The sequence below is a fragment of the Streptomyces sp. NPDC021622 genome (assembly GCF_040640795.1).
GTDB lineage: Bacteria > Actinomycetota > Actinomycetes > Streptomycetales > Streptomycetaceae > Streptomyces.
In genome coordinates, this window is sequence record NZ_JBFACK010000012.1 from 147,447 (window position 1) to 171,282 (window position 23,836).

Sequence of the window (23,836 nt, forward strand, 5' to 3'; positions counted from 1 at the left end):
CGGAATGACCGGCTCCACCGCCTCAATGATCCCTCGCGCTCCGCGTCCGGCTGCAGTTGGGCCAGGAAACGAAAAAACCCCTCGTGGGTACGAGAGGTTTGCGCGCGGGTCTGAAGACGACGGTGTCCGCCCGTACATGGTGGTACGAGACGGTCACTGCGGACCGGCGCGCCTGCTGCCAATAATCATGGCGAACGAGAGCACGGTGGCAGCCTGCCACAGCCCGCACACACCGCGCTGCCCCGTCTCACCATGCGGGCGACATGTCCGAACGTCGCCCGCATGAGTGAAGCGTCACCCTGAGGCGTCAGCGCATGTGGCGTACGAAGACGTCGTAGCCGTCGTTCGTGTCGCCGCTCAGCAGGGTCGCGTCGGCGGAGTAGAAGGCGATCCGCGCGCCGCTCGCCGAGATGCCGCCGGGGGCGACCTTGGCCGATGCCGTGCCGCCCGTGGTGTCCGGGCTGATCAGTGTGGTCGTGCCGGTCTTCAGGTCCCGCAGGTAGGCGGGCCACTCCTTGCCGTACTCGGAGCCCGGCTCGGCCAGCTCCGTCGTGAAGGTGAGCCGGCGGCCGTTCGCGCTGATCGCGGGCGAGCGCGTGTAGGCCTCGCCGGGGCCGCCCTGGGTGCCGTGGATCCGCTGGTTCTTGCCGGACGCGATGTCGTGCACGAAGACGTTCCAGGCGGCGTCGTTGTCGTCGGGGACGAGATGCGTGTCGCGCGACTCGAAGACGACCTTGCGGCCGTCACCGCTGATGGACGGGTCGAGGGACTCCTTCTCGGTCTCGGAGCCGTCGTGGGAGCGGTCGATCTCCGTCAGCTCGCCGGTCTTGCGGTCGCGCAGCCAGACGTCGCTCCAGTCGTCGCCGCGCGGACCGTTGGTGTAGTTGCGGGCGTAGACGACGCGGCTGCCGTCGTCGCTGACGGTCGCCGAGTGCGAGGCGCGCGGCTGCCACGTGTCGTTCGGCTGGCTGATCCGCTCCGTCGTGCCGGTCTTGCGGTCGCGCAGGAAGACGACGCTGCCGTCCTCGCGGTGGTCGGTGTCGAAGACGGCGTACCGGGCGTCGGCGCTCAGCGAGACGCCGCCGGCGCCGGTGCCGTCGAAGCCGTCGGGCAGCTCGACGTCGAGGCGCTCGGTCTTCTTGGTCCTGCGGTCGTAGAGCCGGACGTCGGAGTCCGAGTAGTTGCCCGCGGGCGAGGAGACGAACGCGACGTAGCGGCCGTCGGCGCTCAGGGACGGGCCCCTGACCTCGCGGCCCTCAAGGGCGATGCGCTGCGTCTTTCCGGTGCGCAGATCGCGTACGAAGACGTCGCGAAGACCGTTCGTGTCGCCGGCGGTCAGGTCGGTGGCCTCGGAGTCGAAGGCCGCGTACCGGCCGTCGCGGCTGAGGGCCGCGCCCGATGAGCGGTCATTGGCCGCCTCGCCGTCGGCCGTGACGCTGACGCCCTCGGTGCGGGGCGCGGCGTCGGCGCCGGGTGCGGCGAAGGCGGCGGGCAGGGTGGTGACGGTGACGGCCGCGACGACGGCCGCAGCGGTCAGGGCGAAGCGCTTGCGGTGGTTCCCGGACATGATCAAGTCCCCCGTGGTTCCTTGTGGTTGGTCGTTCAACTGCTCTGCATGCTGGTTCAACTGCCCGGCCCGAGGTGGCGCACGAAGGTGTCCCACCACGTGTTCGTGTCGTCCGGGACCAGGTTGCCCGCGCGGGACACAAAGACGATCGCGCCGCCGTCGGCGGTGACGTCGATGCGCTCCGTCCACGGGGGCTTGGGCGCGGCGGTGCCCGAGGCATGGGCAGGGAGCGCTCCCATCGTGCCGAGCACGGTGGTCAGGCACAGGCCCGTGACGGCTCTCTTGTGGCATCAGCGCGCCGTCCACTTGAAGACGTCCGCCAGGCCGTTTGTGTCGCCCGGCACCACGTCCGTGTCGTCCGAGCTGTAGACGACGCTCTTCCCCTTGTCGGCGATCGCGCCCGCGCTCGCCCCGCCGTGGCCGACGGTCACCTCGTGGCCGCTGCGGAGATCGCGCAGGGCGATCTTCGACTCGGCGTCCAGGTACAGGAGTTGGCGCCCGTCCGGGCTTACGGCCTGCGCGCGCTTGCCCTCGAAGCGCTGGACCTTTCCGGTGCGCAGATCGCGTACGTACGCGCCGTCCGCCGAGTTCAGCGCCACCGTTCGGCCGCTGACCTCCACCACCTTGGACGGGGTGCCGTCGTCGATCCGGGTGAGGCTGCCCGTGGTGCGGTCGCGGAGCCAGACCTGGCCGGTGCCCTTGTCGTCGTAGGCGACGTGGCGGCCGTCGGCGCTGATGGACGGGTCCACCATGTCGCGGGCCGAGTCCGGCGGTCCGTCGCTGATGATCTCGCGGGTGTCCTTCTCACGGTCGTAGACCTCGACCCGCCGGGGGTCTCCGGGGTGTTGCGGCTGCAGGTCATAGGCGACGTAGCGGCCGTTCGCGCTGATGGCCGGGGATGACGCGCTGTACTTGAAGCCCCTGCCGTCGATCTGCTCGATCTCCCCCGTGCTCAGGTCGGTGAGGAAGACGTTGATGCCGTGCGTGCCCCAGCCGGTGTGCGCCGCGTACCGCCCGTCGTCGCTGATCACGGGGGCGGCCATGGAGTTCTTGAGACGCTTGACCTCGCCGGTCTCCAGGTCCTTCACGAACGCCCAGTCGTACGGCCCCTGATGACCATCGGTCAGATTCTCCGCGTCGCTGTAGAAGGCGACGTAACGGCCGTTCCCCGAGATGGACGCCGTACGGGAAGCCCCGTCGGCCTCGGTGCCGTCGGCCGCGACGCTCACGCGCTCCACCTTCGGCGCCGACGGCTGTCGCGGCGCGGCCTGCGCCGCGGCCGGTAACAGGGTCGTGCCGAGCGCCGCGACGAGTAAGGCGCTCAAGGACACACGTCTAGCGGTGGACATGGCTTCCCCCCAAAACCTGTCGATCCCCCCGGACCGGTACCGAAGGCCCACGGGGATACAAGCGCACCACGCGAAGACACGCAATCCGCCGGATTGCGTACAACCTAGACGGGGGCAGCGGGGTCTTACGCCCCCGGAGCGTCCTCGGTTCCCGGGGAGAGCGCACCGTCCAGGAACTCCCGTACATGCGCGAGGATCTGGTCCCGGCCCGTGCCCCGAAGGCCGATCGCCACATGGATGGAGAACCCGTCGAGCAGCGCGCGAAGCCGCGTCGCGAACCGGTCGGGGTCCAGGCCCTTGAACTCGCCCCGCGAGACGCCCTCGGCGAGCAGCGCCACCAGGTCGCGGTGCCAGGCGCTCTCGATGGCGACCTGCCGGTCGCGCTCGTCCTCGTCGGCGTTCAGGGAGCGGTTCCAGACCTCGAGCCAGAGCGTCCAGTGGGGGTCGCCGGGGGCGTCGGGGACGTACAGATCGACGTACGCGTCGAGCCGCTCGCGGGCCGTGCCGCGCCGCGCGAGCAGCCGGCTCCGCTCGGCGCCGAGCGCGGACTCGCTCCACTCCAGGGTGCGCAGGAGCAGCTCGTCCTTGGTGCGGAAGTAGTAGAGGAGGTGGCCGCTGCTCATGCCCACCTCACGGCCGAGCGCGGCCATGGTCAGCTTCTCCAGGCCGCGCTCGGCGATCATCTCCATGGCCGCGGCAAGGACGTCCTCGCGCGGCGGTGCGTTCTTGCGCGCACGGGCTGTCCCGGCCATGGGGTTACTCCTAGATCACACCTTCGGCTGCTGCTGGGTGATGCAGTGGATGCCACCACCCCCGGCAAAGATCGTACGGGCGTCCACGAGTGTCACCGTCCGGTCGGGGAAGAGACGGCGGAAGATGCCCGCCGCCATCTCGTCGCGCGGGTCGTCGAAGGCGCACAGGACGACGCCGCCGTTGCAGATGTAGTGGTTGATGTAGGAGTAGTCGACCCAGCCCTCGTCGTCGGTGAGGACGGTCGGCGCGGGCACCTCGACGATCTCCAGGGTCCGGCCGCGGGCGTCCGTCTGCCCCCGGAGGACCCCGATGATCTCTTTGCTGACCTCGAAGTCGGGGTGGGCGGGGTCCTGCTGTGAGTGGACGAGGACCACGCCGGGCGCGGCGAACGCGGCGACGATGTCGACATGGCCCCGGGTGCCGAAGGTGCCGTAGTCGCCGGTCAGGCCGCGCGGCAGCCAGATGGCCTTCGTGGTCCCGATGCGGGCGTGGATCGCCTCCTCGGCCTGCTCGCGGGTCAGGCCGGGGTTGCGGCCCGGGTCGAGCTGGACCGTGTCGGTGAGCAGCACGGTGCCCTCGCCGTCGACGTGGATGCCGCCGCCCTCGTTGACCAGCGGCGAGGAGTGCACCGGCACGCCCGCGATGTCGGCGACGTGCCGGGCGATCTTCGAGTCGTGCTCCCAGCGGGCCCAGTCCTGGCCGCCCCAGCCGTTGAACACCCAGTCCACGGCGGCCAGTTGGTCACCGTCACGGACGAAGGTGGGGCCGATGTCACGCATCCACGCGTCGTCCAGGTCGCGCTCGACAAGGTCGATGTCCGGGCCGAGCAGCGCGCGGGCGGACTCGCTCTGCCCGGTGCCGACGACCATGGTGACGGGCTCGAAGCGGCGCACGGCGCGGGCCACGTTCGCCCAGGCCGCGCGGCCCTCGGCCAGCTCCTCGTCGTTGGTGAACGTGGGGTTGGGGCTCGGCCACGCCATCCAGGTCCGCTCGTGCGGGGCCCACTCGGCGGGCATACGGAAAGTCATCGCGGGGTCCTCACAGGAGTCACAGGAATCACAGGAAGTACAGGCGGTTGAGGGAGACCGAGTCGGCGGGCTCGGAGCTGAGCGGGTCACCGTCGAGCGTGACCAGGCCGGAGCGCTGATCGACGTCCACGGCGCCGGTACGGGAGTTGAGGCGCAGATCGGCGGGCCCGATGCCACGCGTGCCACGAACGGCGACACGGCGGCGCCGGGTGGTCATCGTGTCGTTGCCCTGATCGACGGCGGCCTGGGCGACGAAGGCGACCGAGATGTCGGCGGGCGTCGCACCATGAGCGCCGAACAGCGGCCCCAGGACGAGGGGTTCGCAGGTGTCGGTGGCGGCGTTCGGATCCCCGGTGACCCCGTAGGCGGGGAAGCCGGACTTGAGGACCATCTGCGGCTTCGCCCCGAAGAACTGCGGGCGCCACAGCACGATGTCGGCCATCTTGCCGACCTCGAGGGAACCGACCTCGTGCGCCAGACCATGCGCGATGGCCGGGTTGATGGTCAGCTTGGCCATGTAGCGCAGGACGCGCGCGTTGTCGTCGTGCTCGCCGTCGCCCTCCATCGGGCCCAGCTCGGCCTTCATTTTCCCGGCCATCGCAAAGGTCCGGCGTACGGTCTCACCCGCGCGCCCCATGCCCTGCGCGTCCGAGGAAGTGATGCCGATCGCGCCCAGGTCGTGCAGCACGTCCTCGGCGCCCATCGTCCCGGCACGGATCCGGTCACGCGCCATGTGGGCGTCGCCCGGCAGATCCGTCTTCAGGTCATGGACGGAGACGATCATCCCGTAGTGCTCGGCGACCGCGTCCCGCCCAAAGGGCAGCGTCGGATTGGTGGAGGACCCGATGACGTTCGGGACACCCGCCATCTTCAGCACGTTCGGCACATGCCCGCCGCCACACCCCTCGATGTGGAAGGCGTGAATCGTCCGCCCTTCCAGGACCTTGAGGGTGTCCTCGACGGAGAGACACTCGTTCAACCCGTCGCTGTGCAGGGCGACTTGGACGTCATGCTCCTCGGCCACCCGCAACGCCGTGTCCAGGGCGCGGGTGTGCGCGCCCATGTCCTCGTGCACCTTGAAACCGGACGCGCCGCCCTCGGCGAGCGCCTCGATCAGCGGCGCGTCGTGCGAGGACGAACCCCGGCCCAGAAAACCGATGTTGACCGGCCAGGCGTCGAAGGCATTGAACGCATGCCGCAGCGCCCAGGGCGAGTTGACCCCCACCCCCCACACAGGACCGAACTCCTGGCCAATGATCGTCGTCACCCCGGAGGCAAGCGACGCCTCCATGATCCGCGGCGACAGCAGATGGACATGGGTGTCCACGGCACCGGCGGTGGCGATCAGCCCCTCACCGGACACGATGGACGTGCCCGTACCCACCACGACATCGACCCCATCGAGCGTGTCCGGGTTGCCGGCCCGCCCGATGGCGTGAATGCGGCCCTCCCTGATCCCGATGGACACCTTGCGGATGCCCTGCACCGCATCGATCACCAGCACATTGCTGATCACGACGTCACAGGTCTCGCGGACCGCCGCGCCCTTCAGGTGCAGCCCGTCGCGGGCGGTCTTGCCGAAGCCCGCCAGGAACTCGTCGCCGTACTTCTGCGCGTCGGACTCCACACGCACGGTCAGGCCCGAGTCGCCGAGCCGGACCCGGTCGCCCGCGCGGGGCCCATGGGTGGAGGCGTACGCGTACGGATCGATGTTCTGTCCGGTCATCGGTCAGCTCCCAGGTAGCCGCAGGCCCTGGCCCTGCGCAGGGCCTCTTCCTTCGCGCCGGGCGCGTCGAGCGCGCCGTCCACCAGGCCGGCGAAGCCGATCGCGACGCGGTCGCCGCCGATCGGCACGAGCCCCACCTCGACGCTCTCGCCCGGCCCGAAACGCACGGAGGACCCGGCGGGCACCGCAAGCCGCATGCCATAGGCAGCAGCCCGGTCGAAGTCGAGCCGCGGGTTGGCTTCGAAGAGGTGGAAGTGCGAGGTGACGGAGACGGGCACGGTTGCGGTGTTGTGCACGGTCAGCGTCACGGCGGGGGCGAGATCCGCGTGCTCGGGCCCGGGCAGCAGCGCGCCCGGCGCCTCGCCGCCGAGGCCCGCCCCGATCGGCTGGGACACGACGGCGAGCCGGGAGCCGTCGTCGAAGACGGCCTCCACATGCACCTCGGTGACCACGTCCGCCACACCCGGCAGCACGTCGTCCGGGCCCAGGACCGCACGCGCGTGTTCGATGGCCTCGGCGAGCCTGGCCCCGTCGCGGGCCGCCTCGCACACCGTGTCCGCGATCAGCGCGGTCGCCTCGGGGACGTTGAGCTTGAGGCCGCGCGCCTTGCGGGCCCTGGCGAGCTCGGCGGCCCCGAAGAGCAGCAGCCGGTCGCGTTCCGTGGGGGTAAGTCGCACGACACCACACCTCCGTCTTTAGAGCATCACTCTAACCATGAGATTCATTCCACGGAAACATTGACGGGCGAGCTTGACTCAGGTCACATAGAGCGGCACTCAAACAGTCGAACGGCGACCCTGTGTGCGCAGGCCGCCACCCTCGAGCGTCAGGGGCACCCTCATGCCGATAGAACAGCGCGGAGTAGACACCATCCCGGACGAGGAACGCACCAGCGGTCCTCGCGATCTCATCTCGATCCTGCTCGGATCCAATCTCTGCCTCGGAGTGATCATCTTCGGGTGGCTGCCGGTCTCGTTCGGCCTGGGCTGGTGGGCCTCGGTCAGCGCGGTGGTGGCGGGCACGGTGATCGGCACGGCACTGACCGCGCCGCTCGCCCTCGTCTCGCTCCGCACCGGAACGAACCTGTCCACGTCCTCCGGGGCCCAGTTCGGCGTGCGCGGCCGCCTGGTCGGCTCGATCGTGGGCCTGCTGCTCTCCCTCGGCTACACCGCGCTGACGATCTGGATCGGCGGCGACGTCATGGTCGGCACGCTGCACCGGCTCGTCGGCCTTCCGGTCGGCGGCCTCTCGTACGGAATCGTGTACGCGCTGCTCGCCGCGGCCACCGTGGCGGGCGCGATATACGGCTACCGGGTGCTGCTGCGGCTCTCCCGCATCCTGGCGGTGGGCATGACCGCCCTCCTGATCCTCGGGACCGTGGCCTTCGCCCCCGACTTCACCACCTCGGCGCTCCCCGACGCGGGCGGCTATCTGCTCGGCTCCTTCTGGCCGACCTGGCTCCTGGCGCTGGTGGCGGCGGGCCTCTCGGGACCCATCGCCTTCATCACCCTCCTCGGCGACTACACCCGCTACATCTCCCCCGAGCGGCACAGCTCGCGCTCGGTGCTGCGGGCTGCGTGGGTCGGCCTGCTCGCCGGGCTTCTGGTGCCGCAGCTCTTCGGTACGTTCACGGCGTACGCGGCGCGGGCGGCGCTCGACTACGCGGGGCCGCTGGTGTCCGCATCCCCCGGCTGGTACCTGATCCCGCTCCTGCTGGCCGCGTCCGCGGGATCGGTCGGCAACGCGGGTCTGATGCTGTACTCGATGGGCCTCGACCTGGACGCGATCCTGCCGCGGGCGTCCCGCGCCCGGGCCACGTACACGGTCGCCGTCGTCGCGACGGCGTGCGTCTTCGTGGGGCACTTCGCGTGGGAGGCGGCGGACGCGATGACGTCCTTCGTCCTGCTCCTCACGGCGATCGGTACGCCGTGGGCCGTGATCACCCTCATCGGCTTCGCCCGCTGCGGGGGCGTGTACGACGCGGACGCCCTCCAGGTCTTCAACCGCCGCTCCAAGGGCGGGAGTTACTGGTACCGCGCCGGCTGGAACGTCCCGGCGACGGTGTCCTGGGCGCTGGGCGCGGTGGTCGGGGTGGCCGCGGTCGCCCTCCCCACGTACGAGGGCCCGCTGCTGCCCCTGACGGGCGGGGTGGACTGCAGCTTCCTGCTGTCGGGCCTTGTGGGCGGCCTGGCGTACGCAGCTATGGAACGCAGGCTGCCGGGAGCGCCCCTCAGGGGCGCGGGGAACTGCGCGACAAGCCACGACGAACCGGCAGCCGAACCACAGACCGCAAAGCACTGAAAACGAAGGCGGGCCCGGCGACACATCGCCGGGCCCGCCTTCACACCGCCAAAGCCCTCAGCCGAGGTCGTGCATCCAGCCATGGACGTCCTTGGCCGTACCCCGCTGAATGTCCAGCAACGCGTCCCGCAGCTTCATGGTGACCTCGCCCGGCCGCCCGCCGCTCTGCTCCCACTCCCCCGACCGGCACTTGACCGTCCCGACGGGAGTGATCACCGCGGCGGTGCCGCAGGCGAAGACCTCCGTCAGGGTGCCGTCCGAGGAGTCCGCCTGCCACTGGTCGATGGAGACCCGGGCCTCCTTTGACTCGTAGCCGAGGTCACGGGCGACCGTGAGGAGCGAGTCGCGGGTGATGCCGGCGAGGAGCGAGCCCGTCAGCGTGGGGGTGACGATCTTGTTGCCGTACACGAAGTACAGGTTCATGCCGCCGAGCTCTTCGACCCACTTGTGCTCGACCGCGTCGAGGTACGCGACCTGGTCGCACCCCTTCTCCGCCGCCTCGGCCTGCGCGAGCAGCGACGCCGCGTAGTTGCCGCCGGTCTTGGCGTCGCCCACGCCGCCGGGCACGGCGCGCACCCGGTCCTCGGAGAGCCAGATCGAGACGGGCTTGACCCCGCCGGGGAAGTACGCGCCCGCGGGCGACGCGATGACGATGAACATGTACTCGTTGGCGGGCTTCACGCCCAGGCCGACCTCGGTCGCGATCATGAAGGGGCGCAGGTAGAGGGACTCCTCTCCGCCGTGCGCGGGCACCCAGTCCTTGTCCTGCTTGACCAGCGCGTCGCACGCCTCGATGAACATCTCGACGGGCAGCTCCGGCATCGCGAGCCGGCGTGCGGAGGCCTGGAAGCGGCGGGCGTTGGCGTCGGGGCGGAAGGAGGCCACCGAGCCGTCGGGCTGCCGGTAGGCCTTGAGGCCCTCGAAGATCTCCTGGGCGTAGTGCAGGACGTTCGTCGCCGGGTCGAGGGCGAGCGGGCCGTACGGAACGAGCTGGCCGTCGTGCCAGCCCCGGCCCTCCGTCCACTTGATCGTCACCATGTGATCGGTGAAGTGGCGGCCGAACCCGGGATTGGCCAGGATCGCCTCGCGCTCCGCTGTGGACAGCGGGTTCGAGGAGGGCTTGAGCTCGATGGTCGGCGTCGTCGTCATGAGTGCTTCGTCCTTCACGGTGTGATGGTGACGGACCGCGCTCACGTCTGTACTTCCGGTACTAGGACGTCCGAGCTTCCCTGCATTCCGCGGCCCCACGTTCGATTATCGCTCGGGGGAACCGGTGGAAGGAACAGCGTGATTGCGGCCCAGGGGTCGATGGTGGCACCCGGAGCCGCATACGAGAAGCCGCCGGGTGTCCGATGTGGACCCGGCGGCTTCTCGTCGATGGTGAGTGAGCTGCCGGGTCAGCCGGCTACTCGTACGGCGAGCGCGTCGCCGATCTGGTCCGTCGTGCGGGCCGAGTCGCCGCGCTCGGCCAGGTCGGCGGAGACGGCGGTCTCGATGCGGGCGGCCTCGTCCTCGTACCCGAGGTGGCGCAGGAGCAGCGCGACGGAGAGGACGGTGGCCGACGGGTCGGCCTTGCCCTGGCCCGCGATGTCGGGGGCCGAGCCGTGCACGGGCTCGAACATCGAGGGGAACTCACGCGCGGGGTTGATGTTCCCGGACGCCGCGACGCCGATGCCGCCGGAGACGGCCGCCGCGAGGTCGGTGATGATGTCGCCGAAGAGGTTGTCGGTGACGATCACGTCGAACCGCGCGGGGTCGGTGACGAGGAAGATCGTCGCCGCGTCCACGTGCAGATAGTCGGTGGTGACCTCGGGGAACTCCTTGGCCACCTTGTTGAAGACGTTCGTCCAGAGGTGACCCGCGTACGCGAGGACGTTGTTCTTGTGGACGAGGGTCAGCTTCTTGCGCGGCCGGGCCTGCGCGCGGGCGAAGGCGTCACGGACCACGCGCTCGACACCGAAGGCGGTGTTCACGGAGACCTCGGTGGCGACCTCGTGCTCGGTGCCCTGGCGGATGGTGCCGCCGTTGCCCGTGTAGGGGCCCTCGGTTCCTTCGCGTACGACGATGAAGTCGATCTCCGGCTGCCCGGCGAGCGGGGTGGAGACGCCCGGGAGGAGCTTGGACGGCCGCAGGTTGACGTGGTGGTCGAAGAGGAAGCGGAGCTTCAGCAGGAAGCCGCGCTCCAGGACGCCGGACGGGACCGAGGGGTCGCCGATCGCGCCGAGGAGGATCGCGTCGTACCGCTTGAGGGCTTCCACGTCGGCGTCGGTGAGGGTCTCACCGGTGGCGTGGTAGCGCTTGGCGCCGAAGTCGAACTCCTTGGTCTCCAGCTTCACATCCTGCGGGAGGACGGCATTGAGGACCTTGAGCCCCTGGGCCACGACTTCCTGGCCGATTCCATCACCGGGGATCACTGCGAGATTGAGGATGCGAGAACTTGCCGACATGCGAGCAGCCTACGCTTCGTCCCAGGGGATGACACTCGCAGTCCGGCATGCGGACACCCCTGGTCACGCCACGGGGGCGCCATGACATGGACACCCTCTCTTCACCTTCAGGCCTGGCGGGAGTTGGAAGTTACTGGGAAGTTCTCCCACCATGACTGCACCTTCCAGGGGGACACCCCCCGGACCCCCCACCCCCAATGTCGGCATACCGGAGCAGCTCGCCTCCGAGATGAGCATGCCGGAGCAGCACGAGTACCTGCGCAAGAAGTTCTCCCGCCGCAAGGTCCTTGCCAGTTCGTTCGCCACGGCCGGCACGGTCGGCGGCATCGGCCTGCTCGCGGGCAGCTCGGGCAGCGCGCACGGCGAGGGCGCTTCGGCATCACGGCCGCTCGCCGCGCCGGCCGCGCCCGTCAAGGTCGACGGCAAGCTGGTGGCGCCCTTCGGCAGGCATCTCGCCTTCGGGGCCGACCCGAAGACCCAGATGCGCGTCTCCTGGCAGGTGCCCTTCGCCGTCAAGTCCCCTTATCTGCGGGTGGGGTTGAAGCCCTGGGAGCTGAGCCAGAAGGTCGAGGCGGAGGTGCGCGACCTGCACACCCCGTCCCTGTCGAAGAAGCTGCCCGCGGTCGAGCAGTACTACCTGCACGCGGCGCTCGACGGCCTGAAGCCCGGCACGACGTACTACTACGGCGTCGGGCACGACGGCTTCGACCCGGCGTCGCCCGAGCGGATGGCGACGATCGGCTCCTTCCGCACGGCCCCGGCCAAGGCGGAGAAGTTCGTCTTCACGGCCTTCGGCGACCAGGGTGTGAGCTATGACGCCCTCGCCAACGACCAGTTGATCCTGGGCCAGAACCCGTCCTTCCATCTGCACGCGGGCGACATCTGCTACGCGGACAGCACTGGACACGGGAAAGAGTCCGACACGTACGACGCGCGCGTCTGGGACACCTTCCTCGCGCAGACGGAGTCCGTGGCGAAGTCCGTCCCGTGGATGGTGACGACCGGCAACCACGACATGGAGGCCTGGTACTCGCCGAACGGCTACGGCGGCCAGTCAGCCCGCTGGTCGCTGCCCGAGAACGGCTTCGACGCATCGAGCGCGCCGGGCGTCTACTCCTTCACGTACGGAAATGTGGGCGTCGTCGCGCTCGACGCGAACGACGTCTCGTACGAGATCCCCGCCAACAAGGGCTACACGGACGGCAAGCAGACGGCCTGGCTGGACAAGCGCCTCGCCGCACTGCGCGCGGACGACTCCATCGACTTCATCGTGGTCTTCTTCCACCACTGCATGTACTCGACGGCGACCCACGCATCGGACGGCGGCGTGCGCGACGCGTGGCTCGAGCTGTTCACCAAGCACCAGGTGGACCTGGTGATCAACGGCCACAACCACGTCTACGAGCGCACGGACGCGATCAAGGGGGGCGAGGTCGGCAAGCCCGTACCGGTCGGCGCGACGACCGATCCGACGCGCGACGGCATCGTGTACGTCACCGCGGGCGGCGCGGGCAAGGACCTCTACAGCTTCGGCCCCGGGGTGAAGGACAGCTACGAGGGGAACGTCGACGACCGCGATTCGATCCTGTCGTTCCACTGGACGAAGCTGCGCCTCCCGGATCCGGACACGGTGGAGTGGTCACGGGTGCGGTACACCGGCTTCTCGTTCCTCGCAGTCGAGGTGACGGCCGGGGCGAGCCCAAAGCTGACGGTCTCTGCGCTCGCCGAGAGCGGGGAGCGCGTGGACCATTTCGAGGTGGTACGAGGACGCTCGGGTCAGTGACCCGTCGCGCCGCCGTTGTCCCTGCGGTCGAGAGCTCGCTGCAGGGCGGCGGCGGCGTTCTTGCGCTCGGACTCGTTCGTGCGGGAGGCGTGGCGGACTCGGCGTGCGGTCGTCTCGGCCATGGGAGATCCACTCCTTGAGGGAAGAGCAGGGTGATTTCGAGACGCCGGAAAGGGGCGGGGAGCGGTGGAGCGGCAGGGGTTGCCTGCGTGGGGCTCCGGCTCACGACCGCCATTCGCTTGATCGAGCGAGACGTTCGGCTTCTACAAAGCTAAGTGAGGACGGAGCATCTGTCTCCACAATTACTCGGACTTCCTACTATCTGAGACGGGCCTTACGCGCGCACCGCTCTGAGCTCGCGGATCAGGGCGCGTACGGCGGTGGAAGAGGCCAGCTCAGGGGTGGTGACATAGCCCACGGAGCGGGTCGGGCGCTCCGTTCCGAGATCAGTGATCTCGACGGTGTCCGGTGCTCCGGTCAGGGAGAGCGCGGGCATGATCGCCATGCCGTGACCGTTGCTCACCATCGAGAGCACTGCTCCGTCGTCCTCGGTCAGGACGGTCGCCTTGGGGATCCAGTCCTGTCTGCGCCACCACTCCCGGGTGTAGGAGCCGCAGTTCTCGTGCCAGTCCACCAGCGGCAGCGAGCGCGGGTCGGGGTGTCCCGCCGGGTGCACCAGCGCGTAGGGCTCTTCGAGGAGTACGTCGCCGATGAGCCCCGCGGGCACGGGCGAGCTGCCGCCGATCGTCGCGATGCCCACGTCGGTGCGGCCACCGGCGACCTCGCCCGCGGTGCCCGCGCCCAGCTCGCGGACGACGCGGACCTCCGGTTCGATGCCGGGGTGGCGGGCGGTGAGGCGTTCCAGGGCTGCCGGGAGCAGATGCAGGGCGACGCTGCGGAAGGCGGCGATGCGCAGGGGGCCTTCGACCGTGCCCCGGTCGGCGTCGCGCCCTTGCGGCCCCGCTCGAAGAGCACCGCTCCGACCTTGCGTTCGGTGCCGCGGACGGAGTGCGAGACCGCGGACTGGGTCAGGCCGAGCGCCTGGGCCGCCGCGGAGAAGCCGCGCTCTTCGTCGACGGCCACGAGGATGCGCAGCTCGTGCGGGGCGAGGTCGGCCGAAGCGGTCTTTCCGGCGGTTTCAGCGGCGTCCATCAGGGCTCCCACCTGCTTCTATGAGGGCCCCTCATGGTTCGGGCCGTTCCATGAGCGCAACCCTCTGCCCGGCCAGGTCATTCCTCCGTACGGTCACGGACATGACCGACACCGCGCTCACCGTGCAGCAGACCGCCCGCCCCCACGGCTTCCCCACCCCCGGCCACTTCGCCTTCGTCGAGTCCGCGCCGCCGGTGCCGGGCCCCGGCACGGCCCTGGTGGAGAACCTCTACTGGTCCGTCGACCCCTACCACCGCGAAATGATGGACGGCGACTTCGCGCTGAACGCCCCGCTGGAGGGCCGCACCCTGGGCCGCGTCGTGGAGTCCCGCGACCCCGCGCTCCCCGAGGGCGAGATCGTCTTCCACCGGCAGGGCTGGCGCACCCACACCGTCGTCACCCCCGACGAGGCCCGCCGCGTCCCCCGCTTCGACGGCGTACCCCTCTCCGCACACCTGAGCATCCTGGGCGGCACGGGCCTGACCGCGTACGTCGGGCTCACCCGCATCGCCCAACTCCGGGAAGGGCAGGACCTGTTCGTCTCGGCGGCGGCCGGCGGCGTGGGCACGGCCACCGGGCGGCTCGCCCGGCTGATGGGCGCGGGGCGGCTCGTCGGCAGCGCGGGGACGGCGGCGAAGGCGGCGTACCTCACCGAACACGTCGGCTACGACGAGGTCTTCGACTACCACTCGGGCCCGACGGCCGAGCTGCTCGCGAAGGCGGCGCCCGACGGCATCGACCTCTACATGGACAACGTGGGCGGCGAGCACCTGGAGGCCGCGATCTCCTCGCTGCGCGAGTACGGGCGGATCGTACGCATCGGCACGATCGCGCAGTACAACGCCACCGGCGCGCCGTACGCGCTGCGCAATCTCCCCGACATCGTCGAGAAGAGCCTGCGCATGGAGGGCTTCCTGGTCGCCAACCACCGTGATGTGCAGGAGGAGTTGAACGCGTTCGTAGTGCCGCATCTGCAGAGCGGGCGCATCGGGCTCGACGAGACCGTGGTGGAGGGCTTCGACGGGATCGTGGACGCGTTCCTGGGGATGCTGCGGGGCGAGAACCTCGGCAAGATCATCGTCCGGGCGAGCGGCGCGGAGGTGTGACGGGCCAAGCGCCCCGCCGTGTGGCCGGTCAGCGGATCCGCAGCGGCTCGTGCGTGCCGTCCAGGACCGCGGCGACCACCTCGTCGAGGCCAAGGCCGGTGCCGCGCTCGAACGCCGCTTCGTAGCCCTGGCCTCCGAGCCCTTCGCGGGCCAGCGCGACGGCGGTGTCGTGCGGTGCGTTGAAGTATGCGGAGCCGAAGAGCGGCAGGCCGACGCGCTGCCAGATCCGCCGCGCCCCGCCCTGGAGGACGGCGGCCTGCTCGCAGTGGCCCGCGGAGGCCCGGAGCAGCGCGATGACCTCGATGGGCAGGACGATTCCGACGAGGTCGCGGAACTCGTAGTTGATCAGCAGGCACTCCTTGGCGAGGCGCGCCGCCTCGTCCGTGCGGCCGCCGGCCCAGGCGGCGAAGGCCAGCACATAGAGGGCGTACGCCTTGGCCCAGCGCTCGCCGTGTGCCTCGCAGGTGGCGCGGGCCTCCGTGCAGAGCGCGACGGCCGCTTCCAGATCTCCCTGGAAAGCGAGCGCCATGGCCAGTTCGATGCGCGCCATCATCACGTTGCTGTTGAGCTCGCCGAGTTCCGCGTAGCCGGTCACCGACGCCTTGAAGTACCGCTCCGCCACGGCGTGTTCGTCCCGGATCAGCGCTGCGCAGCCGAGGCGGTGCGTGGAGTACGCGTACGCCGTGTCGTCGTCGCTGCGCAGCGCGCCGGCCCTGCAGTCGTCGAGCATGGCGGCCGCGGCCCGCGTGTCGCCCTGGAGGATGGCCACATAGCCGCCCACCCAGAGCGCCTTGAGCCGTGCGCGGCTGAGGTCGGGGGCCGCGGCGAGCGCGCGGTCGAGCCAGTAGCGGCCGTCGCCGAGGAGCCCGCAGCCGACCCAGTAGAACCAGAGCGTCCCGGCGAGCCGCGCGCCCGCCTGCCCGTGGCCCGGCGTCGACAGGGCGAAGTCGAGGGCGGCGAAGAGCTGGGTGTGCTCGCTCCGCGTCGCGTGGAAGACGGCGGCCTGGCCGGGCCCGAACCAGTCGGCCTCGCCCCGCTCGGCGAACTCCTGGCACCAGGCGAGGTGACGGCCGCGCCCCGGCAGCTCATCGCCGAGCCGCCGCAGCCACTCGGCGCCGTACGCGCGCACGGTGTCGAGCTGCCGGAAGCGCTCGCCCTGGGGCTCCTGTTCCCGCACCAGCAGGGACTTGTCGACCAGACCGGCGAGCAGCCTGCCGATCCCGGCCCGCTCAAGGGCGTCGTCGGCGCAGACCGCCTCGGCCGCCTCCTGGGTGAAGCTGCCCGCGAAGACGGAGAGGCGGGCCCACAGCAACCTCTCCGCGGGCGGGCAGAGTTCGTGGCTCCAGCCGATCGTCGTACGCAGTGTGCTGTGCCGGGTGGTGCGGCCCGGCGTGTCGGCGCACAGCTGGAAGCGGTCGTCGAGGCGGCCGAGGAGATCGCCGAGCCGTTCGTCGCCCAGGCGCCCGGCGGCGAGTTCGATGGCCAGGGGGATGCCGTCGAGGCGGGCGCAGATCTGCTCCGCCGTGGGCCTGTTGCGGGCGGTGAGCGCGAAGTCGGGGCGTACGGCGCGGGCGCGCTGCTCGAAGAGTCGCGCCGCGTCGGCCGCGACGGACATCGGCTCCAGGGCGAAGACCTGCTCGCCCAGGATGCCGATGGGCTGCCTGCTGGTGGCGAGGATGTGCAGTCCGGGGGCCGCCTGCAGCAGCTGCGCGGCGAGTTCCGCGCAGGCGTCGACGAGGTGTTCGCAGGTGTCGAGGACGAGCAGCAGACGCCTGTCGGCGAGGTGTCCGGCGAGGACGTCGCGCTGCGGCTTGGCCGTGTGGTCGGTGACGCGCAACGCCGTGGCGACCGCGTGCACCAGGAGGGCGCCGTCCTGGAGGCCGGAGAGCTCGACGAACCAGACGCCGTCGGCGAACCCGTCCGCCACGTCGGCGGCGGCGCGCAGTGCGGTGCGGGTCTTGCCGATGCCGCCCAGGCCGGTCACGGTCACCGTGCGGGAGTGGGTGCAGAGCTGGCGGAGCAGGGTGAGTTCGCGGCGGCGGCCGACGAAGGGGGTGTGCTCCGTAGGCAGATTGCCGGCCACGGTCGCCTCTTCTCTTGCTTTTCTTGGTCAGATCCGGAGCGACCGCGGAGTTTCTGAATGCGGTTGCTCGGAATGGGATCGAATATCTCCGAAATCGACCAGGAGGAGAGCGGCGTCGTCTATCTGCCGGCCCTTCGTGTGCTGGGTCAGATCGGCGGAGAGCGCGTCGAGGAATACGCCGGGATCCTCGTCGTAAAGAGCCACGGCCCGTTCTTCGAGCGGATAGAAATCGCCCGCGTCGTCCCGCGCCTCGGTGACGCCGTCGGTGTAGAGCAGCAGCCGGTCGCCCGAGACGAGCGGCACCGAACTGGACCGGCACCACTCGTCCTGCAGCCCGAAGAGGCCGAGCGGCGGCGAAGGCGGCAGGGCGTCCACGAAGGTGGCGCGGCGCGCGCGGATCAGCAGGGGCGGCGGATGGCCGCAGCAGACAAGGTCCACGCTGCCGTCGCCGTCGGACGTGCCGAGCAGCAGGGCGGTGACGAAGTCCTCGCTGCTCTCCCGGTGCGCGAGGGCCGCGTCCATGCGCTGGGCGACCATGGGCAACTTGGCCTCGCACCGGGCGAGTTCACGGAAGGCGCCGAGGGCGTCCATGGCGGTACCGACCGCCTGCATGCCCTTGCCCATGACGTCGCCCATGATCAGCCGTACGCCGAAGGGGGTGCTGACGACGTCGTAGATGTCCCCGCCGACCTGGGCCCCTGGCTGCGCGGCCACATAGCGGACCTCGGTGCGCAGTCCGCCGACGCGGCTCGGGAGCGGCCGGAGCATCCCTTCCTGGAGGGTGCGCGCCACCACCCGCAGCGCGGTGATGGCACGCGCCTGGCGGCACAGGACCACGGCCGCCACAGCGGCAAGGAGAGTCAACGGTGCGAGACAGAGGGTGCCTAAAGGGCCGTCGGCGAGCCGCCACGCGATACCGGCGAAGGTGACCGCGGCGCCCGCGCACACCCATAGGCACCGAACATGTTCCCGAGGAATCTTCATCGCTGTGCCAGCTCTGTTCACCGGAGGCGTCTCCGGGATTTTAGGGCACGGCACGGCGCGGGACAGGCGCCTTTGGCATATTCGAATAACTCCGAACGACTACCTGCACCACCGTCATCCACCGTCCCGAATTCCTCACATGCCCAGGCCGCCATCGACCGGAAGTCCCGCGCCGGTGATGAAACGGGCGGCGTCGGAGGCGAGGAAGACCACGGCGTCGGCGATGTCGGCGACCTCGCCGAGCCGCCCGAGCGGGGTCAGTCCGACGACGTGGCCGACGGCGGCCTCGGCGCTCGGCCAGAGCCCCATGGTCTCCATGTCCTGGGCGAGCTGCATCCCCATCTCCGTCGGTACGAGGCCGGGGTAGACGCAGTTGACCCGTACGCCGTAGCCGAGCTTGCCGGACTCCAGGGCGGCCACCCGGGTCAGCCGGTCGACCGCGGACTTCGTCGCGGAGTATCCGGCGATGCCGGGGAAGGGGATCGTGGCGGCCACCGACGAGACGTTGACGACCGCGCCGCCCCCGCCGGCCGGGCCGTCGGGCCGCATCGCGCGGAAGGCGTGCTTGGTGCCGAGCGCGACGCCGAGGACGTTCACGTCGAGCATCCTGCGGACGTCCTGCGGGTCGAGGTCGACGACCAGGCCGGAGATCTCGATGCCGGCGTTGTTGACGACGATGTCCAGGCCGCCGAGCTCATCCACGGCGTGGGCGACGGCCGACTCCCAGCTCGCGTCGTCGGTCACGTCGAGGGGTACGAACGCCGCGTTGCCGCCCGCCTTCTGCAAGTTCTCGGCGGTGGCCCGGCCCGCGTCCTCCTGAATGTCGGCGACGACGACGGCCGCACCGGCGCGGGCGAGCGCCTCGGCCATCCCCGCGCCGAGCCCCTGCGCGCCCCCGCTCACCAGGGCCTTGCGCCCCTCCAAGTCGTACACGTTCACGGGAATCTCCTCCTGCGGGGCGGCTGCTGCGACGGCGCCACGCACGTCCGCCCTGGGGCGGTTGCCTGACGCGCGGCACACCCTAGAAGGCCGCACCGCCCACCGGAGCCGCCCACCGCGACAACTCCCGGAAGGAATCGGGAAGTTGGTAGGATGAGCCCCTTTGCCGATTGGCCCATTCCGGCGGCAGAAGTCCCCGTCACTCACCCGGCGGAGGCCGCGGCGTCAGAGAATGTCGCCGTCGCGCCAGTCGAAGAGCAGCTCGTACGAGGGGTCCAGGTCGGCGCCCCAGAGCAACGGCGGGTCCTCGTCCGGCAGTTGAACGACACCATCCGGGCCGATGGCCCCGACCCCGCCCTTCCACTCCACCCAGCCGCGGGCCAGGTAGAGCCGCTCGCCCTCGTCCGACGCGGAGAGCGCGCCGAGCGCATGCGCCCCGTCGATGACCCGCTCCAGGGCGCCCATGACCTGTCCGCCGAGCCCCTGCCGCTGCATGGCGGGCCGGACGGCGACCGCCTCCACATAACCGACCCGCAGGGAACGGCCGTTGTGCAGGACCCGGCGCTGCACCACGGAGCCGTGGGCGAGCAGTGCGCCGGCCTCGTCATACATGAGGGCGTGGACGCCGCCGAGGCCGTGATCCCAGTCCTGATCACTGAAGTCGCCGTCGAAGGCCTCGTCGAGCAGGGCACGGGCGGCGCGCAGTTCGACCGCCGTCAGATCGCTGGTGTGGGCTGTACGCAGGGTGGTCACCTCACCACCGTACTCAGCCCGGATATGAGTACGCACACCGATTTCCCGGCGCCCGCCCGGCGGCAGAGTCGGTCCCATGAACGGCCTTTACGCTCTCAAGCCCTGGTACGCGGACCGGCTCTCCGGCGTGCGTGCCGCGCTCGTCCGCCGCGAGGTGTCGCCCGACACGCTCACTGCGGCGGGCGTGGTGTGCGCGGCGGGCGCCGCGGCCGCGCTCGCCTGGCTGCCCTTCGGCATCTCGGCGCCGCTGGTCGCGGCACTGCTCGCGGCGCGCCTGGCGTTCGCGAACCTGGACGGCGCACTGGCCCGCGACACGGGCCGCACGACGCGCAGGGGCGCACTCCTGAACGAACTGGGCGACCGCGCGGCCGACTTGATCGTCCTGGCAGGCTTCCTGCCGCTTGCCCCGCTGTGGCTGGTGGCGACGGCGGGCCTGGCGGCGACGCTGCCGTCCTGGGTGTCCCTGGCGGGCGCGGCGGCAGGCGCGGGCCGCCTCAACGGCGGCCCGGTGGGCAAGACGGAACGCTGCGCACTGGTCGTGGTGGCGGCGGCGTCGGGCTGGGTCGTACCGGTGCTCGCGGTGATAGCGGCGGGCTCGGCGCTCACGGCGGGGCTTCGACTGGCACGGCTGTGGCGGGAGTTGGGGACTGTGCCGGGGATGGGGGATGCACGATGAGCGCCGCGTTCACCGCAGGCGAAGCCGCCGGGAGTTCGCGCGGTGCGGACGGATTCGCCGTCGCGCCGCTGCCCTCGCGGGCGCCGGCCCCGCAGACGCGGAAGCCGACGACCGGCACGACCCAGATCTACTTCACCGCACGCGAGACCGTCCGACGCACCCTGCCCGTCGCCGCCGCAGCGCGCGGCGACGCACGCGCGAAGCTGCCGTCGCGAGCATTGGCCCCGCTGTCACAGCAGTTGGGTGCCTCGCCTGAGATCGGGGACGCGCGATGAGCGTCGCGTTCATCGCCGGCGAAGCTGCCGGGCGGGCCGTGCCCGTTGTCGCCGGGGTGCTTGGTGCGGGTGGGGTCGCTGTTGCGGCCTTGCCCTCGCGGGTGCGGACGCGGGGTGAGTTGCGCAAGCGGTGGCGGACGTGGGCCGTGGCCGCGCCGCTGTTTCTCGGGGCGTTCTTCGTGGGGCGGGCGGGTGCGTTCGCGCTCGCTGCCGCGCTCGGGGTCATCGCCGTCGGGGAGTACGCGCGGATGGCGGGGCTGCCTCGGGGTGAGCGGCTGGTGCTCGGGGCGGCCGCCGTGGCGGTGCCGGGAGTCGCCTGGGCCGCGCCCGGCGCCCTTGACCTGCGGACGGCAGGGGTACTGCTCATCGCCGCCGCGGGGGTGGCCCTCTTCTCCGGAGACGCCTCGCAGGGCTTCACGCGCGCGTGCCGGACCGTCTTCGGGATGCTCTGGATCCCCGTCTCGCTCAGCGGGCTCGTGCTGCTCGGCGATACGGCCGTGGCCGTGGGGGTGGCTGTGGCGTTCGGCGATGTGGGCGCCTGGTGCGGCGGCACGGCGCTCGGCCGCCGAGGGGTCCTGGCCCGCCCGCTCTCTCCCCTCTCCCCCAACAAGACCTGGGCGGGCGTCGCCGGCGCCGCCGCGGCGACGGCCGCCGCGCTGGCCGCGGTCGGCGCGTTCTCCGCGGTGCTGTGGGCCGCCGTGCTCGTCGGCTGCGTACTCGGGGATCTCCTGGAGTCGATGGTCAAGCGCGAGGCGGGCGTGAAGGACGCGGGGAGCTGGCTGCCGGGGTTCGGCGGGCTGCTCGACCGGATCGATTCGCTGCTGGTGGCTCTGTTGCTGACGATGGTGGTGACGCTATGAGGACCGTGAGGACCGTGAGGACCGTGAGCCGCAAGTGGGCGCTTTCAGCCCGTCCGGCGGTTGAGGACGGACGCGGCGGAGCCGGTGATCGGCCGAGCCACGTGCCCGCCGCCCGCAGACCCGCGGCCGGCCTGCGCCGGGCGCTCTGGTGGACCCTGCTCACCCTCACCGGAGGTGTCGAGCGGAAGGGGCAACTGCCGCCCGGCGGCTGCGTCGTCGTGGCGAACCACTCCTCCCACGCGGACACCGCCGCCCTGCTCGCGGCGCTTGACGCCCGCCACGCCCCGGCGATCGGCGCGGCCGCCGACTACTGGTTCGCCTCCCCCTGGCGCAGGCGCATCTGCAGCCGGCTGGCCGCGGGCTTCCCCGTACGCCGCACGGGAGGCGGCATGGACGACCTCATCGCCAAGGCGGACGACCTGCGCGCGGGCCGGGCCGTCGTCCTCTTCCCGGAGGGAACCCGCGCGCGGGCGGGCGAGCTCGGCGCCTTCCACCGAGGCGCCGTGGTCCTCGCTGAGCACGCGCGCGTGCCGGTCGTGCCGGTCGCCATCGCGGGCACGGACCGTCTGCTGCCCAAGCACGGCAGGCTACGCCCGGCCCTCGTACGGGTCGCCGTCGGTGATCCGCTGCCCGCGTCGGCCACCCCCGAGGAGGCCCGCGACGCGGTGGCGGCACTGCATCGCCGTACGACCGGAGAACCGCTCAGGGACTCCGCCGCGCGCAAGCGGACCGCGGCGGTCGTGGCCTCCCGCTGGGGGCTGCCGCTCGCCTTCGCCTGGGCCTTCGCGGAGGCGCTGAGCTGGCCGCTGATGCCGGAGCTGTTCCTCGCGATCGCCTGCGTGGCCATGCCGCGCCGCGCCCTGAAGCTGTCGCTCACGGCCCTCGCCGGCAGTCTGGCGGGCGGCCTGCTGGCCCTCCAACTGGCCGCGTCCGGCGCACAGTTGCCGCAGCCGCTCACGACGGACCGGATGCGCGCCGAGGTGCGCGCCGAGCTCGCCGTCGAGTCCGCCGCGGCCGTCCGCCACCAGCCCTGGAACGGCATCCCCTTCAAGGTGTACGCACGCGAGGCGGGCCGCGCCGACGTCGCCCCATCCGACTGGCTGACCCACTCGGCCCTCTCGCGCGGCTCCCGCACCCTCACCGTGGGCCTGGCCTTCGGAGCCTTCGGCTTCCTGGTGCACCGGCTTCGACGCTTCTACGGGCTGTACCTTGCGCTCCTCGGCGCCGGATTCACCATCGGGCTCTCCCTCATCGTGGCGGGATGGAGCTGAACAGGCCGCTCTGCTCCCGCAGTTGGTCTGCACCATGGCGCGGGCGACGGCCCACGCCGCAGAATCGGACCATGTCTGAGACCGAGCAGCAGCAAGCATGGACCCCCATCCACGGCGAGCCCTACCGCTCCGTGCCGTACCGCCCGGAGCGCATGCCGGAGGCCGAATCCCTCGCGCACGCGGCCGAGTTGCGGGCACGGATGCGGGAGCGGCGCACGGTGCGGCAGTTCGCGCCGGACCCCGTGCCCGTGCAGGTCGTGCGGGACGCCATCGCGTGCGCGGCGACGGCGCCGTCCGGCGCGCACCAGCAGCCGTGGACGTTCGCCCTCGTCCAGGACCCGGACATCCGCCGCCGCATCCGCGAGGCAGCCGAGCACGAGGAGCAGATCTCGTACGACGGACGGCTGGGTGAGGAATGGCTTGCGGCTCTCCGCCCGCTCGGCACGGACGAGGTGAAACCGCACCTCACGGACGCGCCCGCGCTGATCGTCGTCTTCCAGCAGCGCTACTGGCTCGGCGAGGACGGCACCAAGCACAAGCATTACTACGTCGACGAGTCGGTCGGCATCGCGGTCGGCATGCTGCTCTCCGCCCTGCACCTGTCGGGCCTGGCCGCGTTGATCCACACGCCGAGCCCGATGCGGTTCCTCTCCCAGGTGCTCGGCCGCCCGGAGAACGAGAAGGCGTTCGCGGTGATCCCCGTGGGCTATCCGGCGGAGGACTGCAGGGTCCCCGATCTCGTACGGAAATCCCTTGACCAGGTCCTCGTGGAGGTCTGAGAAG

General features: G+C 71.1%; 22 protein-coding genes and 1 pseudogene. 8 read left to right on the forward strand and 15 right to left on the reverse strand.

Annotated features, from left to right (window positions below; all coding sequences use genetic code 11):
* Positions 1-307: 307 nt before the first annotated feature.
* The 7 genes from AB0G47_RS24310 to ureA form a co-directional block, all read right to left on the reverse strand.
* Positions 308-1,567, reverse strand: a complete 1,260-nt coding sequence (locus AB0G47_RS24310; protein WP_360773541.1) for a hypothetical protein — start codon at positions 1,565-1,567, stop codon at positions 308-310.
* A 56-nt stretch (positions 1,568-1,623) separates the two neighbouring features.
* Positions 1,624-1,806, reverse strand: coding sequence for a hypothetical protein (locus AB0G47_RS24315; RefSeq protein ID WP_360773544.1), 183 nt, complete (start codon positions 1,804-1,806; stop codon positions 1,624-1,626).
* Positions 1,807-1,857: 51 nt separating this feature from the next.
* A complete protein-coding gene (locus AB0G47_RS24320; RefSeq protein ID WP_360773547.1) occupies positions 1,858-2,898 on the reverse strand; it encodes a protein TolB in 1,041 nt (346 codons plus the stop codon).
* 143 nt (positions 2,899-3,041) lie between these two features.
* Positions 3,042-3,668, reverse strand: coding sequence for a TetR/AcrR family transcriptional regulator (locus AB0G47_RS24325; protein ID WP_360773550.1), 627 nt, complete (start codon positions 3,666-3,668; stop codon positions 3,042-3,044).
* A gap of 15 nt (positions 3,669-3,683) precedes the next feature.
* Complete coding sequence (locus tag AB0G47_RS24330; RefSeq protein WP_360773553.1) at positions 3,684-4,697, reverse strand: agmatine deiminase family protein; 1,014 nt, start codon at positions 4,695-4,697, stop codon at positions 3,684-3,686.
* Positions 4,698-4,725: 28 nt separating this feature from the next.
* Positions 4,726-6,423 (reverse strand): urease subunit alpha, encoded by a 1,698-nt coding sequence (locus AB0G47_RS24335; RefSeq protein ID WP_360773556.1) that lies wholly within the window; start codon positions 6,421-6,423, stop codon positions 4,726-4,728.
* A complete protein-coding gene (gene ureA / locus AB0G47_RS24340) occupies positions 6,420-7,100 on the reverse strand; it encodes an urease subunit gamma (protein ID WP_360773559.1) in 681 nt (226 codons plus the stop codon). The genes AB0G47_RS24335 and ureA overlap by 4 nt, the downstream gene beginning before the upstream one ends.
* A gap of 163 nt (positions 7,101-7,263) precedes the next feature.
* Here ureA and AB0G47_RS24345 point away from each other — a divergent pair, with 163 nt between their 5' ends.
* Complete coding sequence (locus AB0G47_RS24345) at positions 7,264-8,724, forward strand: cytosine permease (RefSeq protein WP_360773561.1); 1,461 nt, start codon at positions 7,264-7,266, stop codon at positions 8,722-8,724.
* 57 nt (positions 8,725-8,781) lie between these two features.
* Here the strand turns inward: AB0G47_RS24345 and AB0G47_RS24350 are convergent, their stop codons facing one another.
* Both AB0G47_RS24350 and AB0G47_RS24355 read right to left on the reverse strand, forming a co-directional pair.
* Positions 8,782-9,873, reverse strand: coding sequence for a branched-chain amino acid aminotransferase (locus tag AB0G47_RS24350; RefSeq protein ID WP_360773870.1), 1,092 nt, complete (start codon positions 9,871-9,873; stop codon positions 8,782-8,784).
* A 248-nt stretch (positions 9,874-10,121) separates the two neighbouring features.
* Entirely contained in the window at positions 10,122-11,171 is a 1,050-nt protein-coding gene (locus AB0G47_RS24355; RefSeq protein ID WP_360773563.1) for a 3-isopropylmalate dehydrogenase, read from the reverse strand.
* A gap of 151 nt (positions 11,172-11,322) precedes the next feature.
* On the opposite strand from AB0G47_RS24355, the gene AB0G47_RS24360 reads away from it, so the two are divergent.
* Positions 11,323-12,954, forward strand: a complete 1,632-nt coding sequence (locus tag AB0G47_RS24360) for a metallophosphoesterase family protein (protein ID WP_360773566.1) — start codon at positions 11,323-11,325, stop codon at positions 12,952-12,954.
* Here the strand turns inward: AB0G47_RS24360 and AB0G47_RS24365 are convergent.
* Both AB0G47_RS24365 and AB0G47_RS24370 read right to left on the reverse strand, forming a co-directional pair.
* Positions 12,948-13,076: a hypothetical protein gene (locus AB0G47_RS24365; RefSeq protein ID WP_360773569.1), complete on the reverse strand. Its 129-nt coding sequence runs from the start codon at positions 13,074-13,076 to the stop codon at positions 12,948-12,950. The genes AB0G47_RS24360 and AB0G47_RS24365 overlap by 7 nt on opposite strands.
* A gap of 212 nt (positions 13,077-13,288) precedes the next feature.
* Positions 13,289-14,106: pseudogene (locus AB0G47_RS24370) on the reverse strand (LysR family transcriptional regulator).
* 101 nt (positions 14,107-14,207) lie between these two features.
* Here AB0G47_RS24370 and AB0G47_RS24375 point away from each other — a divergent pair.
* Positions 14,208-15,212 (forward strand): NADP-dependent oxidoreductase, encoded by a 1,005-nt coding sequence (locus AB0G47_RS24375; protein WP_360773572.1) that lies wholly within the window; start codon positions 14,208-14,210, stop codon positions 15,210-15,212.
* Positions 15,213-15,240: 28 nt separating this feature from the next.
* Here AB0G47_RS24375 and AB0G47_RS24380 read toward each other — a convergent pair whose 3' ends face one another.
* From AB0G47_RS24380 to AB0G47_RS24395, 4 genes are all read right to left on the reverse strand, one after another.
* A complete protein-coding gene (locus tag AB0G47_RS24380; RefSeq protein WP_360773575.1) occupies positions 15,241-17,295 on the reverse strand; it encodes a regulator in 2,055 nt (684 codons plus the stop codon).
* A gap of 27 nt (positions 17,296-17,322) precedes the next feature.
* The gene (locus tag AB0G47_RS24385) at positions 17,323-18,243 is read right to left on the reverse strand and encodes a PP2C family protein-serine/threonine phosphatase (RefSeq protein WP_360773578.1); all 921 of its coding nucleotides are present in this window, start codon (positions 18,241-18,243) and stop codon (positions 17,323-17,325) included.
* Between the two features lie 171 nt (positions 18,244-18,414).
* Positions 18,415-19,218, reverse strand: a complete 804-nt coding sequence (locus AB0G47_RS24390; RefSeq protein ID WP_360773580.1) for a glucose 1-dehydrogenase — start codon at positions 19,216-19,218, stop codon at positions 18,415-18,417.
* Positions 19,219-19,443: 225 nt separating this feature from the next.
* Positions 19,444-19,971, reverse strand: coding sequence for a GNAT family N-acetyltransferase (locus tag AB0G47_RS24395; protein ID WP_360773583.1), 528 nt, complete (start codon positions 19,969-19,971; stop codon positions 19,444-19,446).
* A 76-nt stretch (positions 19,972-20,047) separates the two neighbouring features.
* Between AB0G47_RS24395 and AB0G47_RS24400 the strand changes: the two genes are divergently transcribed.
* From AB0G47_RS24400 to AB0G47_RS24420, 5 genes are all read left to right on the forward strand, one after another.
* Positions 20,048-20,647 (forward strand): CDP-alcohol phosphatidyltransferase family protein, encoded by a 600-nt coding sequence (locus AB0G47_RS24400; protein WP_360773585.1) that lies wholly within the window; start codon positions 20,048-20,050, stop codon positions 20,645-20,647.
* Positions 20,644-20,922, forward strand: a complete 279-nt coding sequence (locus AB0G47_RS24405; protein WP_360773587.1) for a hypothetical protein — start codon at positions 20,644-20,646, stop codon at positions 20,920-20,922. The genes AB0G47_RS24400 and AB0G47_RS24405 overlap by 4 nt, the downstream gene beginning before the upstream one ends.
* The gene (locus tag AB0G47_RS24410) at positions 20,919-21,782 is read left to right on the forward strand and encodes a phosphatidate cytidylyltransferase (RefSeq protein ID WP_360773590.1); all 864 of its coding nucleotides are present in this window, start codon (positions 20,919-20,921) and stop codon (positions 21,780-21,782) included. Before AB0G47_RS24405 ends, AB0G47_RS24410 begins: the two co-directional genes overlap by 4 nt.
* 14 nt (positions 21,783-21,796) lie before the next feature.
* Positions 21,797-23,053 carry a lysophospholipid acyltransferase family protein gene (locus AB0G47_RS24415; RefSeq protein ID WP_360773593.1) on the forward strand — a complete coding sequence of 419 codons (1,257 nt, stop codon included), beginning with the start codon at positions 21,797-21,799 and terminating at the stop codon, positions 23,051-23,053.
* A 71-nt stretch (positions 23,054-23,124) separates the two neighbouring features.
* Positions 23,125-23,832 carry a nitroreductase family protein gene (locus tag AB0G47_RS24420; RefSeq protein ID WP_360773596.1) on the forward strand — a complete coding sequence of 236 codons (708 nt, stop codon included), beginning with the start codon at positions 23,125-23,127 and terminating at the stop codon, positions 23,830-23,832.
* The last annotated feature ends 4 nt before the right edge of the window (positions 23,833-23,836 follow it).